Source organism: uncultured Winogradskyella sp., from assembly GCF_947501905.1.
GTDB lineage: Bacteria > Bacteroidota > Bacteroidia > Flavobacteriales > Flavobacteriaceae > Winogradskyella.
Map to the genome: position 1 here is coordinate 206542 of NZ_CANMXL010000002.1, position 14882 is coordinate 221423.

Annotated in this window: 10 protein-coding genes; all 10 read left to right on the plus strand. The window is 35.0% G+C overall.

Annotated elements, in window-relative coordinates:
* The first annotated feature begins 2 nt into the window (after positions 1-2).
* Positions 3-1061 (plus strand): endonuclease, encoded by a 1059-nt coding sequence (locus Q0770_RS04625; protein WP_299114501.1) that lies wholly within the window; start codon positions 3-5, stop codon positions 1059-1061.
* Between the two features lie 138 nt (positions 1062-1199).
* Positions 1200-4862, plus strand: coding sequence for a phosphoribosylformylglycinamidine synthase (gene purL, locus Q0770_RS04630; protein WP_299114503.1), 3663 nt, complete (start codon positions 1200-1202; stop codon positions 4860-4862).
* A 100-nt stretch (positions 4863-4962) separates the two neighbouring features.
* The gene (locus tag Q0770_RS04635) at positions 4963-6738 is read left to right on the plus strand and encodes a long-chain fatty acid--CoA ligase (RefSeq protein WP_299114505.1); all 1776 of its coding nucleotides are present in this window, start codon (positions 4963-4965) and stop codon (positions 6736-6738) included.
* A gap of 132 nt (positions 6739-6870) precedes the next feature.
* Complete coding sequence (locus tag Q0770_RS04640) at positions 6871-7299, plus strand: hypothetical protein (protein ID WP_299114507.1); 429 nt, start codon at positions 6871-6873, stop codon at positions 7297-7299.
* Positions 7300-7321: 22 nt separating this feature from the next.
* Positions 7322-8347, plus strand: coding sequence for a response regulator transcription factor (locus Q0770_RS04645; protein WP_299114509.1), 1026 nt, complete (start codon positions 7322-7324; stop codon positions 8345-8347).
* Positions 8348-8402: 55 nt separating this feature from the next.
* Entirely contained in the window at positions 8403-8804 is a 402-nt protein-coding gene (locus Q0770_RS04650) for a hypothetical protein (protein ID WP_299114510.1), read from the plus strand.
* Between the two features lie 157 nt (positions 8805-8961).
* On the plus strand, positions 8962-9417 hold the full coding sequence (locus tag Q0770_RS04655; protein WP_299114511.1) for a MarR family winged helix-turn-helix transcriptional regulator: 456 nt from the start codon (positions 8962-8964) through the stop codon (positions 9415-9417).
* Position 9418: 1 nt separating this feature from the next.
* Complete coding sequence (locus Q0770_RS04660) at positions 9419-11827, plus strand: 3-hydroxyacyl-CoA dehydrogenase/enoyl-CoA hydratase family protein (protein ID WP_299114513.1); 2409 nt, start codon at positions 9419-9421, stop codon at positions 11825-11827.
* Between the two features lie 5 nt (positions 11828-11832).
* Entirely contained in the window at positions 11833-13026 is a 1194-nt protein-coding gene (locus tag Q0770_RS04665) for an acetyl-CoA C-acyltransferase (protein WP_299114516.1), read from the plus strand.
* A gap of 30 nt (positions 13027-13056) precedes the next feature.
* On the plus strand, positions 13057-14868 hold the full coding sequence (locus Q0770_RS04670; protein ID WP_299114517.1) for an acyl-CoA dehydrogenase family protein: 1812 nt from the start codon (positions 13057-13059) through the stop codon (positions 14866-14868).
* Positions 14869-14882 lie beyond the last annotated feature (14 nt).

Genomic DNA, 14882 nt, shown 5'->3' on the forward strand with positions numbered 1-14882 from the left:
TTATGAAACACATCTACCTACTCTTTTTATTCATTGGCTTCATAGCCTACTCGCAACAACCATATTATGATTCTGTGAATTTTGATGGCCTTACAGGCGATAATCTAAAAAACACCCTAGCACAGCTGATTGATAATGCTAGTACAACTTACACCTACGGAGATGTTAGAGATGATTTCAAAATTATGGAACTAGACCCTACAGACGCTACTAATACTAATGTATTATTAACATATGGCTTTGTAAATACAGTTAGTTGTACTTCAGGTCAAACTGATAGAAGAATAAGAGATAAGGATGATTTTGGTGGTGGAACATGCGAATACAATAGAGAACATGTTTTTGCAAGATCCAATGCAAACCCATCAATGGGTAGTGTAAGTAATGGTGATACAGGTATTGCAGCCGACCCACAAAATCTTAGAGCTACAGATGTGCAAAGAAATGGTTCAAGAGGGAATAGAAAATTTGGTGATGGTACCGGTAATTCTGGTGTATTAGGAAATGGTGACTATTATCCTGGAGATGAATGGAAAGGTGATATTGCTCGTATTATGATGTACATGTATACACGTTATGGAGATAGATGCTTACCTGAGCTTAATGCTAGTGGTTTAAAACAAGGTACTACAGATATGCTTCAAATTTTATTACAATGGAATGTTGACGACCCAGTGTCTGAAGTTGAAGATAATAGAAACAATAGATTAGAAACTGTATATCTAAATAGAAATCCATTTATAGATAATCCTGCATTAGCAACAGTAATTTGGGGTGGGCCAGATGCAGAAGACCGTTGGGGTAATCTATTGTCAACCAATAACTTTCAACAGCCAGAAGTTAAAATATATCCAAATCCAGTAAGCGGAAATGAAGTTACAATAACCTCTAATAAAGATATCCTTGCAGAAGTTTATGATGTACTAGGCAAAAGAGTGAAACAACAAAACATAACAGCTAATCAGAAAAAGCTAAATATTGCAGGACTTAAAAAAGGCATTTATCTTCTTAGGTTAAAAACTGATAGCGTTACTATAACTAAAAAATTAATTAGACAATAAAATGAAAGCGACCAAATGGTCGCTTTTTTTATTTAATAACTTAGTGTATAACTATCAATTTTCATTAAAATAAATCATCGTAAATACACTTAAAAAAAGTAAATTTACAGCTTCAAAAACACAACATAATTTTACATAATGATTCACTTCTTCGGAAACCAAAACAGTAAAGTATTTGCTGTTCAAGCAACAAAAGAATTATCAACAGAAACTACATCTAAATTAGTGTGGTTATTTGGCGACCAACCAAAAATAGAGCAAGCATCAATTGATGCTTTTTTTGTTGGCCCACGTGCCGCTATGATTACGCCTTGGAGCACAAATGCAGTTGAAATCACCCAAAATATGGGTATTGATGGTATTATCAGAATTGAAGAATTTCAAGCTTCAACAGAAGCTTCAAAGGATTATGACCCAATGATTTCTGAAAAATTCAACGGATTACATCAAGATGTTTTTACGATTGCTATTCAACCAGAAGCTATTTTAGAAATTGAAGATATTTCTGCTTATAATCAACAAGAAGGTTTAGCCCTAAATGATGAAGAAATAGAATATCTTGAAGGTGTTTCGAAAAAAATTGGTCGTCCATTAACAGATTCTGAAGTGTTTGGTTTTTCGCAAGTCAACTCAGAACATTGCCGTCATAAAATTTTCAATGGAACATTTATCATTGATGGAGAAGAAAAGCCGACTTCGCTTTTTAAAATGATTAAAGAAACGTCTAAACAAAATCCTAACGATATTGTTTCGGCATATAAAGATAATGTCGCTTTTATAAAAGGTCCAAAAGTGGAGCAATTTGCACCAAAACGTGCTGATATACCAGACTATTACACAACTGAAGATTACGAATCTGTTATCTCATTAAAGGCTGAAACTCATAATTTTCCAACGACTGTAGAACCGTTTAACGGGGCGGCAACAGGTTCTGGAGGAGAAATTAGAGATAGACTTGCTGGTGGTAAAGGATCATTACCTTTAGCTGGTACAGCGGTTTATATGACATCATATTCTCGACTAGAAGATGATAGACCTTGGGAACAAAAATTTGAAGCTAGAAAATGGCTTTACCAGACTCCAATTGATATTTTAATAAAAGCATCAAATGGTGCGTCAGACTTTGGCAACAAATTTGGACAGCCGCTTATTTGCGGATCTGTTTTAACTTTTGAACATGAGCAAAACAATCGTAAACTTGGTTATGACAAAGTGATTATGCAAGCTGGTGGAATTGGCTACGGAAAAGCAGACCAAGCACTAAAAGACACACCAAAAGAAGGCGATAAAATCGTTATCCTTGGTGGTGAAAATTACCGCATCGGAATGGGTGGGGCTGCAGTATCTTCTGCAGATACAGGCGAATTTTCAACCGGAATTGAATTAAATGCTGTGCAACGCTCTAATCCTGAAATGCAAAAACGTGCAGCAAATGCAGTTCGCGGTATGGTTGAAAGCGAAGAAAACTATATCGTTTCTATTCACGACCACGGCGCAGGAGGACATCTTAACTGTTTATCTGAATTGGTAGAAGATACTGGCGGAAAAATAGACTTAGACAAATTACCAGTTGGTGACCCAACTTTATCGGATAAAGAAATTATCGGTAACGAATCTCAAGAACGCATGGGATTAGTTATTTCTAAAAAACATCTAGATACACTTCATAAGATTGCCGAAAGAGAACGTTCTCCAATTTATGAAGTTGGTGACGTTACTGGTGATGACCGATTTACATTTGAGTCAAAATCTAACGGAAATAAACCAATGGATTTAGGACTTGAGGACATGTTTGGCAGTTCTCCAAAGACTATAATGACAGATAATACTGTTGACCATAATTATGGAGTAATTTCATACAATCCTGATGATTTTTACAATTATTTAGACCAAGTTCTTCAACTCGAAGCTGTAGCTTGTAAGGATTGGTTGACAAACAAGGTTGACCGCTGTGTAGGTGGAAAAGTAGCTAAGCAACAATGTGCTGGTTCTTTACAATTACCATTAAACAATCTTGGTGTTATGGCTCTCGATTATAACGGAAAGGAAGGTATCGCCACTTCAATTGGCCACTCGCCTATTTCGGGATTAATTAATCCTGTAGCAGGAAGCAGAAATAGTATTACTGAAGCCTTAACCAACATCATTTGGGCACCGCTTAAGGATGGACTTAAAAGTATTTCGCTTTCAGCAAATTGGATGTGGCCTTGTAAAAATGAAGGTGAAGATGCACGTTTGTATGAAGCAGTAAAAGTGATTTCAGAATTCTCAATTGATTTAGGTATCAACGTTCCAACAGGAAAAGATTCCCTATCAATGAAACAAAAATATCTAGATGGTGAAGTCATTTCTCCGGGTACAGTTATTATTTCTGCAGCGGCAAATTGTAATGATATTACTAATGTTATCGAACCTGTATTACAAAAAAACAAAGGAAACATCTATTACATTAATATTTCTCAAGATGAGTTTAAGTTAGGAGGAAGTAGTTTTGCTCAAATCAAAAATAAAATTGGTAACGAAACACCTAATGTAAAAAGTGCCACATACGTAAAAACGGTTTTTGATACTATTCAAAAATTAATTAACGATAAGAAAATCGTTGCAGGTCATGATGTTGCTTCAGGCGGATTAATAACAACATTACTAGAGCTATGTTTTGCAGATAATAATCTTGGAGCCGAATTAGATATTACTGAGCTTCAACAAAAAGATTCCATAAAAGTGCTTTTTGCCGAAAATACTGGTATTGTTTTTCAAGCTGAAGATGATTCAATTGAGACAATTTTATCTGAAGCTCAAATTGATTTTCTAAATATTGGAAAAGTAACTGAAAGCGATGTCTTAAGCATCATTAATCATGACGAAGTATTTACCATGACTGTCTCACGTTTAAGAGATATGTGGTACAAAACCTCTCATTTACTCGACCAAAAACAAACTGCAAATGGTTTGGCAACAGCAAGATTTAACAACTATAAAAATCAGTCTTTAGACTATAAGTTTCCTTCAAGTTTTGATGGTATTTTAAAAGACCATAGGGCTAATTCAAGCAAACCAAAAGCAGCCATCATCCGTGAAAAAGGGAGTAACTCTGAGCGTGAAATGGCAAATGCGATGTATTTAGCTGGTTTTGATGTTAAAGATGTACACATGACGGATTTAATTTCTGGTCGAGAAACACTTGAGGACATTCAGTTTATTGGCGCTGTTGGAGGATTTAGTAATTCTGATGTTCTAGGCTCAGCAAAAGGTTGGGCTGGCGCATTTAAATACAATGAAAAAGCCAACAAAGCTTTGAAAAATTTCTTTAAAAGAGAAGACACGCTTTCTGTTGGTATTTGTAATGGTTGCCAGTTATGGATGGAGCTAGACCTTATCAATCCAGACCATGACGTTCATGGAAAAATGACGTATAATGATTCTGGGAAACACGAAAGTGCTTTTACTTCGGTGAAAGTACAGGAAAACAACTCAGTAATGCTATCAACTTTAGCAGGTACAACTTTAGGAGTTTGGATTAGTCATGGTGAAGGTAAATTTAGTTTACCTTACGCTGAAGATAAATATGATATTGTTGCCAAATACACTTATGATGCTTATCCACATAATCCTAATGGGTCAGACTTTAATACGGCTATGATGACAGATAAAACTGGTCGTCACTTAGTAACTATGCCACATATTGAGCGTTCAACGTTCCCTTGGAATTGGGCGCACTATCCAAAAGACAGAAACGACATGGTTTCACCTTGGTTAGAGGCTTTTATAAATGCTCGAAAATGGATTGAAAAAAAGTAAATCTTTGTTAAAAACAATAGCTTAATTTTTAATACAATAAATTACTACTGTTAATTTTCATATTTTCGTAATATTGCTACGCTAAAACTGAAAATTGACAATGACAGAAATTAAAAGGCTTTTTGACTTCCCTTATCACCAATTAGAACATAACCCAACTAATACAGCATTAGTAACTAAATATGATGGAAAATGGATGCCAATGTCTACCAAAGAATATTTAGATAAAGCCAATGCTATTAGTAGAGCACTTTTGAGAATGGGCGTTCAAAAAGGAGATAAAATTGCTTTAATTTCTTCTACTAATCGTACCGAATGGAATATTATGGATATAGGTACGCTACAAATCGGTGTTACTAATGTTCCTATTTATCCAACCATTTGTGCCGAAGATTACGAGTATGTACTCAATCATAGCGAATCAATCTATTGCTTTGTTTCTGACGAAGAAGTCCTTGAAAAAGTCAATAAAATTAAAGCCAATACAAAGCTAAAAGAAGTCTACTCTTTTGACCACATTGAAGGCTGTAAACACTATTCCGAACTCTTTGGTCTTGGCAAAGATGAAAGTAATCAACCTGAAGTTGAAGTACGTAAGGGCGAAGTAAAATCAGAAGATTTAGCTACTATTATATATACATCTGGTACTACCGGAAAACCAAAAGGCGTAATGCTTAGCCATTGGAATATTACTAGTAATGTTTTAGCGAGTTCACCAAGGGTACCACTTCCAGATTCAGGAGAAACAAGAGTATTAAGTTTCTTACCTATCTGTCATATTTTCGAACGCGTCCTTATCTATGTGTATCAATATGCAGGTACATCTGTTTATTTTGCCGAAGCTTTAGATAAAATTGGAGATAATGCCAAAGAGGTTAAACCTAATTTAATGAGTGTTGTACCAAGGCTTTTAGAAAAAGTATTTGATAAGATAATGCTTAAAGGTGAAGAACTTACAGGTATCAAAAAAGCATTATTCTTTTGGGCTGTAAGCTTAGGTGAAAAATGGGAACCATACGGGAAAAATGGTGCTTGGTATGAATTTAAATTAAAAATTGCCAATAAATTGATTTTTAGTAAATGGCGTGATGCACTTGGCGGAAACTTATATACAATGGTGTCTGGTAGTGCAGCTTTACAACCACGTTTAGCACGTATTTTCGGTGCTGCTGGCATGAAAGTTATGGAAGGTTATGGACTTACCGAAACCTCACCAGTAGTTTCTGTAGGCTTTTACGATAATAACATGTACCAAATTGGCACAGTAGGTAAGCCAATACCAGATGTTGAAGTAAAAATTGCTGATGACGGAGAATTGCTTATCAAAGGCCCAAATGTAATGATGGGCTATTACAAAGATCAAGAAAAAACAGATAGCGTTATGACTGGAGATTATTTCCATACTGGAGATAAAGGAGAAATCACACCTGAAGGTTTCTTAAAAATTACTGGTCGTAAAAAAGAAATGTTTAAAACCTCTGGTGGAAAATATGTCATTCCGCCGCTATTAGAAAACGATATGAAACAATCGCTTTTCATCGAGCAAATTATGGTCGTAGGTGAAGGTGAAAAAATGCCAGGAGCTATTATTCAACCTAATTTCGATTTTATAAGAGACTGGATAGAACATAAAGGGCACGACATTGGAAATAGTGATGTAGAAATTGCTAATTCAGAAATTGTTATAAAACGTATTCAAAAAGAAATAGATAAATACAATCAAAACTTTGGTAAATGGGAACAGATTAAACGCTTTGAATTAACACCAACTGTTTGGTCAATTGACAATGGCGAATTGACACCAACCATGAAGATGAAGCGATCTATTATAAAAGAAATGTACATAGATTTATATAATAAAATATATGGACGTTAAGATATATAATATTTAACGCAGGTATTTAGACTTTTTTAGTCCTTTTTTAGTTCTTTTTTCATTCTTAGGAAGATTTTAATTCTTCTATTTAGTATATACTTTTGACATATAATCTTAAATATTTTGTCAATCATGAAAAACACAATCAAATTAGTAAGTACGCTTTCATTTTTTTTATTATTTACTTTAGGAGTATTTGCTCAAAGTCAAAGCACTCATCAATGTAATTCAACAACATCCAATCGTAATATTGAATTAGAAGGAAGTTCGGACACAGAAAACATTAAAATAGAAGTCGATAAAGATGTCAATAAAATTCATATTGGTGTTAGTAGTACTATTAAATCTGGATACTTAACAGTCGAAGTTTATGATCCTAAAGGAAATAAAAAAGGAAACTTCTCTGTGGAAAGTCAGATTAAACCTGGAGACAAGAAAAAAGAATTGGTCTGTGGTCAAATGCAAAAACAAATCGATGAGCCTATTGAAGGGACTTGGATAGTAAAGTTAATTCCAAGAGATGCTGTTGGAACCATTTCAATTCATACCTCACAAATCTAAAACGGTTTTTAGTCTACTGTAAATGAGATCTTACGGATTTACAATCCTAAATAAATTAGCTATAATCTGGCTTATCATTATGCTAAGCAATAGTGTATGCTTTTCTCAATCAAATAGCGAACCATCTATTAAAGGTAAACTACATATAGATTCTAGGTGGAAACCTGTAGTTTACCTTTCTTATATCCCTACTTTTAAGGATATGTCAAAGATGTCCAGTCAAATGATTATCGCTGAAGCAAAAGTAGATAGTTTAGGCTATTTTTCATTTCCTGTTAATCAACTCCCTAAAAGTGATAGGCTATATAGAATACATATCTCAAAAAAGAAAGCTCCTCCTGCATCTTTAATTATTGGTGGAGAAGAAGAAAATCACATATTCTTTATAGCAAACCCAAATGTCAACATATACATATCTAATACAGATAGCTTAGGAATATTCAATAAACATAAGATTCAAGGCTATCTACCCAATAATGACTTGTCTTCAATTAATAAAATTATAGAAAACCGAAAAACAGAATCATCAACAGATTCGCGAATAAAACGTGAGTTTCTTGAAAAAAATATAAACAGTAAACTTAGACGTATTGCAGACACTAGTTCACATCCAATTGTATCATTATATGCCTTAAATCAGAGTAATTTTGAGTCTACTTTTTTAGAAAATCAAAAATTTTACAAAAATTATCTGAAAAAGTGGAAAAATGAAGACTCTTTATATTTTACAGAATTTAGGACTAAACTTCCGACAGAAGAGAATACATATATATATAAATTTTTACTGATTGCACTTGGTTTCTTCTCTTTGGGATTTATCATCAATTATCTTATAGTTCCAAGGAAAAAGCATAAGCAAAACAGAATACTAACTTCATTAAGTATCCAAGAACGGAAAATATTTGCTTTACTTCAGGATGGAAAATCAAACAAAGAAATTTCTGAAGAACTCAATATTGGTATTAGTACCGTTAAATCTCATATATCATCAATTTATAACAAACTCAATGTGAAATCAAGAAAAGACATTTTGAACTTACACCTCTAATTTTCAATTAGATAATTTTTATTATCTTGGAATAACTAACAAAATCAATTTTCTTATGAACACTAAATCATTTATTATTGCCGGCTTAGTTGGTGGTATTGTAGATTGGCTATTAGGATGGCTGTTTTACGGAATTATTTTTGCAGACAAATTTCCGCAACCAGATGCGGAAAGTAATGCAATGATTTACATTACATTAGGTTGTCTTGCCTTCGGTTTTTTCATTTCTTATATTTACAACAAATGGGCTAATATATCAACATTTGGTACTGGCTTAAAAGCAGGTGCAATTATTGGTCTTTTTATGGGTCTAATTTCAAACTTTTTCAGGTTAGCAGAACAAGCTTCAGATAATTTTGAGATGTTTGGAATTGACTTAGCTATTTCCATCGTAATGGCTGCCTTAGTCGGTGGTGCTGTAGGATTCGTCAATGGTAAAGTAGGAAGTAAATCCTAAACTTATAAAATACTTATTTAAAACGCCTCAGGTATTCTGAGGCGTTTTTTTTATTGCAAATCCTATTAAAACAACTTTTTGCTATGCGTGCATAATTTTTTTAATTTACTATGCGCGCATAGTATTTTTTAGTATATTTGAAATCTAAGAATTTAATATGAAAGATAAAACTATAGATTACGTTCTCAGAACTACATGGTTAGCAGTTAACAAGATGTATAATGAGGAAGCAGCTCAGTTCGACACAACTATGGCAACAGGTTTTGCCTTATTAAGTATCGATCCAGAATTTGGAACACCTTCTACTTCATTAGGTCCAAAAATGGGAATGGAAGCCACTAGCCTATCTCGCACATTAAAAACAATGGAAGAAAAAGGTTTAATTATTCGTAAACCAAACCCAGAAGACGGCCGTGGCGTATTAATTCACTTAACCGAATTTGGAAAAGAAAAGCGTGATTATTCAAGAGATCGTGTATTGACTTTTAATGAGGCAATTAGAGAAAATGTTTCTAGTGAACAGCTTAATGGTTTTTACGAAGTTGCTAAAGTCATCAACCATATGATATCCAATAAAAAAATATATAAACAAAAAGAACATTCATTAAAGTAATATGAGTAAGCGTAGAATTAAAAAAGTAGCCATTATTGGTTCTGGAATCATGGGAAGCGGTATTGCTTGTCATTTTGCTAATATTGGTGTAGATGTGCTACTATTAGACATCGTTCCAAGAGAACTTAATGCCAAAGAGCAGGCCAAAGGTCTTACTTTAGAAGATAAAGTAGTGCGCAACCGATTAGTAAATGATGCCTTGACAACATCTTTGAAATCAAAACCTTCTCCTATTTATAATCAATCTTTTGCGACAAGAATCACTACCGGCAATTTAGAAGATGATATCGCAAAAGTTGCTGATGTAGATTGGATTATGGAAGTTGTAGTCGAAAGACTAGATATTAAACAACAAGTCTTTGAAAAACTTGAAAAATACAGAACTCCTGGTACATTAATCACATCAAATACATCTGGGATTCCTATTAAGTTTATGAACGAAGGGCGTTCAGAAGATTTCCAGAAACATTTCTGTGGTACACACTTTTTTAACCCTGCACGCTACTTAAAGTTATTCGAAATTATTCCTGGACCAAATACTTCTCAAGAGGTGCTTGATTTCTTAAATGGCTATGGTGAACAATTCTTAGGAAAAACCTCAGTAGTTGCTAAAGACACACCTGCGTTTATTGGAAACCGTATTGGTATTTTCAGTATTCAGAGTTTATTTCACGCTGTTAAGGATTTAGATTTAACGATTGAGGAAGTTGATAAATTATCAGGTCCAGTAATCGGTAGACCAAAATCTGCAACCTTTAGAACGGTAGATGTTGTAGGCTTAGATACATTAGTGCATGTTGCAAATGGCATTTATGAAAACTGTAAAGATGACGAACGTTTAGAACTTTTTAAACTACCTGATTTCATAAATACTATGATGGAAAACAAATGGTTAGGAAGTAAAACTAAGCAAGGATTTTATAAAAAGACGGTATCCGCAGAAGGTAAAAAAGAAATTTTAAGTTTAGACTTAAATACTTTAGAATACCGTTCAGCCAAAAAAGCAAAATTTGCAACATTAGAGTTAACAAAAACTATTGATAATGTAGCAGATCGTTTTAAAATCTTAGTTAAAGGGAAAGATAAAGCAGGAGAATTTTACCGTAAGAGTTTTGCGGCATTATTTGCATACGTATCTAACCGTATTCCAGAAATTACTGATGAGCTTTACAAGATTGACGATGCTATGAAAGCTGGTTTTGGATGGCAACATGGGCCATTCCAAATCTGGGATGCTATTGGTGTTGAAAAAGGTATCGAAATGATGCAAGCCGAAGGTTTAAAACCTGCTGACTGGGTTCAAGATATGATTGAGTCTGGTAGCGATAGCTTCTACTCTATTAAAGATGGTGCAACATACTTCTATGATATTCCGAAGAAAGAACAAGAAAAAATTCCTGGACAAGATGCATTTATCATCTTAGATAATATTAGAAAAACAACAGAGGTTTTTAAAAACTCTGGTGTATCAATTCAAGATTTAGGAGATGGCATTCTAAATGTAGAATTCCAATCAAAAATGAATACCATTGGCGGGGATGTTTTAGCTGGAATTAATAAAGGTATTGATTTAGCCGAAAAAGATTTCGCTGGATTAATCATAGGGAATCAAGGTCCAAATTTCTCAGTTGGAGCAAACATAGGCATGATTTTCATGATGGCCGCCGAGCAAGAATATGATGAGCTTAACATGGCCATCAAATATTTCCAAGACACAATGATGCGTATGCGTTATTCTGCAATCCCTACAATTTCCGCACCTCACGGAATGGCACTTGGTGGTGGTTGCGAGATTTCATTACATGCCGATAAAATTGTAGCAGCAGCAGAAACTTACATGGGACTTGTAGAGTTTGGTGTTGGTGTAATTCCTGGCGGTGGTGGTTCTAAAGAAATGGCCTTAAGAGCATCTGATACTTTCAAAAAAGGTGATGTCCAATTAAATACACTTCAAGAGTATTTCCTAACTATTGGAATGGCTAAAGTATCTACTTCTGCTTACGAAGCGTTTGATTTAGGCTTAATGCAAAAAGGAAAAGATGTTGTTGTAGTTAATAAAGACCGTCAAATAGCAACTGCTAAAGCACATGCAAAATTAATGGCTGACGCAGGTTATACGCAACCGGTAAGACGTAAAGATGTTTTAGTGCTTGGTAAACAAGCATTAAGTATGTTTATGGTTGGTACAGATTCTATGGAAGCCTCTAATTATATCAGTGACCATGATCGCAAAATTGCAAATAAATTAGGCTATGTAATGGCTGGTGGTGATTTATCAGAACCAACTAAAGTAAGCGAACAGTACTTGTTAGATATTGAGCGTGAAGCTTTCTTATCGCTTTGTACAGAGCGTAAGACTTTAGAAAGAATTCAGCACATGTTAACCAAAGGAAAGCCTTTAAGAAACTAAGAAAAATGAAAACAGCATATATAGTAAAAGCATATAGAACCGCAGTTGGAAAAGCACCAAAGGGCGTGTTTCGCTTTAAAAGAACAGATGAATTGGCAGCCGAAACCATCAAACATATGATGAAAGAATTGCCCAATTTAGACCCAAAACGTATTGATGATGTTATTGTTGGTAATGCAATGCCAGAAGGTTCTCAAGGACTAAATATGGCGCGTTTAATCTCTTTAATGGGATTAGAAGTTATTGATGTTCCTGGTGTAACCGTAAACCGTTTTTGCTCTTCTGGAGTTGAGACTATTGGTATGGCAACAGCAAAAATCCAAGCCGGAATGGCAGATTGTATTATAGCTGGCGGTGCAGAAAGTATGAGTAGCGTACCAATGACAGGTTTTAAACCAGAATTAAACTACGACGCTATTGTAAAAGCGGGTCACGAAGATTATTACTGGGGCATGGGAAATACAGCTGAAGCAGTAGCTCAACAATTCAAAGTGTCGCGTGAAGACCAAGATGAGTTTGCATACAATTCTCATATGAAAGCCCTAAAAGCGCAAGCCGAAAATCGTTTTCAAGACCAGATTGTACCAATAGAAGTCGAACAAACGTACATTGATGCCAACGGAAAAAAGGCAACAAAATCATATACGGTAACTAAAGATGAAGGCCCAAGACAAGGGACTAACAAAGAAGCATTAGCAAAACTTAGAGCAGTGTTTGCAGCTGGTGGTAGTGTTACTGCAGGTAACTCATCTCAAATGAGTGATGGTGCTGCTTTTGTTATGGTTATGAGTGAAGATATGGTTAAAGAGTTAAATCTTGAACCTGTTGCACGTATGGTAAACTATGCCGCTGCTGGTGTAGAGCCTCGTATCATGGGTATTGGACCAGTAAAAGCAATTCCAAAAGCCTTAAAACAAGCTGGTTTAAAACAAGATGATTTATCACTAATAGAATTAAACGAAGCTTTCGCTTCTCAATCTCTTGCAGTTATTAGAGAATTAGATTTAAATCCAGAAATCATAAACGTTAATGGAGGTGCCATCGCATTAGGTCATCCTCTAGGATGTACAGGTGCAAAATTATCAGTGCAGTTATTTGACGAAATGCGTAAGCAAAATATGCAAGGTAAATATGGCGCAGTAACCATGTGTGTTGGAACTGGGCAAGGCGCTTGTGGATTATTCGAATTTTTAAATTAAGAAAAAAGAAATTAAGATTATATAGTAGTTATGGAAGCAACTCAAGAAAAAGAATTATTAAGAGGTGGACAATTCTTAGTAAAAGAAACAAAGTGTGAAGACGTATTCACTCCTGAAGATTTTTCAGAAGAACAGAATATGATGAAAGAAGCAGTAATGGAATTCAACGAACGTGAAATCATTGCACATAAGCCTCGTTTTGAAGCTAAAGATTACGCGCTAACTGAAGAGGTCATGCGAAAAGCTGGAGAGTTAGGGTTTTTAGGTGTCGCAGTTCCTGAAGCTTATGGCGGATTAGGAATGGGCTTTGTTTCAACATGCTTAACATGTGACTATATTTCTTCAGGAACAGGTTCTTTTAGTACAGCTTTTGGTGCGCACACAGGAATTGGTACTATGCCAATTACACTTTATGGAACTGAAGCTCAAAAACAAAAGTATGTACCTAAGTTAGCTACTGGCGAATGGTTTGGTGCTTACTGTTTAACAGAGCCAGGTGCAGGATCTGATGCTAATTCTGGCAAAACTACTGCTGAGCTTTCTGCAGATGGAAAATCTTATAAAATCAACGGACAGAAAATGTGGATTTCAAACGCAGGTTTCTGTAGTGTGATGATAGTTTTTGCACGTATTGAAGATGATAAAAATATTACTGGTTTCATCGTAGAATATGATGGTGATAATCCAAATGGAATTACTCTAGGTGAAGAAGAACACAAATTAGGTATTCGTGCTAGTTCTACGCGTCAAGTATTCTTTAACGATACGATTGTACCTGTAGAAAACATGTTAGCTGGTCGTGGTGAAGGCTTCAAAATTGCCATGAATGCATTAAATGTTGGTCGTATTAAGTTAGCTGCTGCATGTTTAGATTCTCAAAGAAGAATTTTAACCACTGGCGTGCAATATGCAAACGAGCGTAAGCAGTTTAAAACACCTATTTCAGATTTTGGTGCTATTAAAACCAAGCTAGCTAAAATGGCAACTGATGCTTATGCAGGAGAATCTGCAACGTATAGAGCTGCCAAAAATATTGAAGATCGTATTGCATTACGTGAAGCGGCTGGTAACACACACCAAGAAGCAGAGCTTAAAGGCGTTGAAGAATATGCTATTGAATGCTCTATCTTAAAAGTTGCGGTATCTGAAGATGTACAAAACTGTGCTGACGAAGGTATCCAGATTTTCGGTGGTATGGGCTTCTCTGAAGAAACACCAATGGAAGCAGCTTGGAGAGATGCACGTATTGCGCGTATCTACGAAGGTACTAACGAGATTAATAGAATGTTATCTGTTGGTATGTTAGTGAAGAAAGCCATGAAAGGTCATGTAGACTTATTAGGACCTGCGCAAGCAGTTCAACAAGAATTAATGGGCATTCCGTCTTTTGAAACACCTGATTATTCAGAGTTGTTTTCTGAAGAAAAAGCAATGATTGCAAAGTTGAAGAAAGTATTTTTAATGGTGGCTGGCGCTGCTGTTCAAAAATATGGACCAGATATGGAGCAACACCAACAGTTATTAATTGCTGCTGCAGATATCTTAATTGAAATCTATATGGCAGAATCTACAATTTTAAGAACTGAGAAAAACGCAAAACGTACTAGCGAAAAAGAACAAGCCGTGCAAATTGCCATGTCCAAATTATACTTATATAATGCTGTAAGCATTGTAGAAGGAAAAGGAAAAGAAAGTATTATTTCTTTTGCTGAAGGTGATGAGCAACGTATGATGCTTATGGGACTTAAGCGTTTTACAAAATACACAAACTATCCAGATATCGTTGACTTACGTAACGAAATCGCAGAAAAAGTTAAAGCAGAAGGGAAGTACTGCTTTTAGTTAAGTTTAATTAG

Excerpts from the sequence above, each read along its gene's own strand:
- purL (WP_299114503.1), top strand. The coding sequence starts at position 1,200 with ATGATTCACTTCTTCGGAAACCAAAACAGTAAAGTATTTGCTGTTCAA.
- Q0770_RS04650 (WP_299114510.1), top strand. The coding sequence starts at position 8,403 with ATGAACACTAAATCATTTATTATTGCCGGCTTAGTTGGTGGTATTGTA.
- Q0770_RS04670 (WP_299114517.1), top strand. The coding sequence starts at position 13,057 with ATGGAAGCAACTCAAGAAAAAGAATTATTAAGAGGTGGACAATTCTTA.
- Q0770_RS04645 (WP_299114509.1), top strand. The coding sequence starts at position 7,322 with ATGAGATCTTACGGATTTACAATCCTAAATAAATTAGCTATAATCTGG.
- Q0770_RS04625 (WP_299114501.1), top strand. The coding sequence starts at position 3 with ATGAAACACATCTACCTACTCTTTTTATTCATTGGCTTCATAGCCTAC.
- Q0770_RS04635 (WP_299114505.1), top strand. The coding sequence starts at position 4,963 with ATGACAGAAATTAAAAGGCTTTTTGACTTCCCTTATCACCAATTAGAA.
- Q0770_RS04665 (WP_299114516.1), top strand. The coding sequence starts at position 11,833 with ATGAAAACAGCATATATAGTAAAAGCATATAGAACCGCAGTTGGAAAA.
- Q0770_RS04660 (WP_299114513.1), top strand. The coding sequence starts at position 9,419 with ATGAGTAAGCGTAGAATTAAAAAAGTAGCCATTATTGGTTCTGGAATC.
- Q0770_RS04640 (WP_299114507.1), top strand. The coding sequence starts at position 6,871 with ATGAAAAACACAATCAAATTAGTAAGTACGCTTTCATTTTTTTTATTA.
- Q0770_RS04655 (WP_299114511.1), top strand. The coding sequence starts at position 8,962 with ATGAAAGATAAAACTATAGATTACGTTCTCAGAACTACATGGTTAGCA.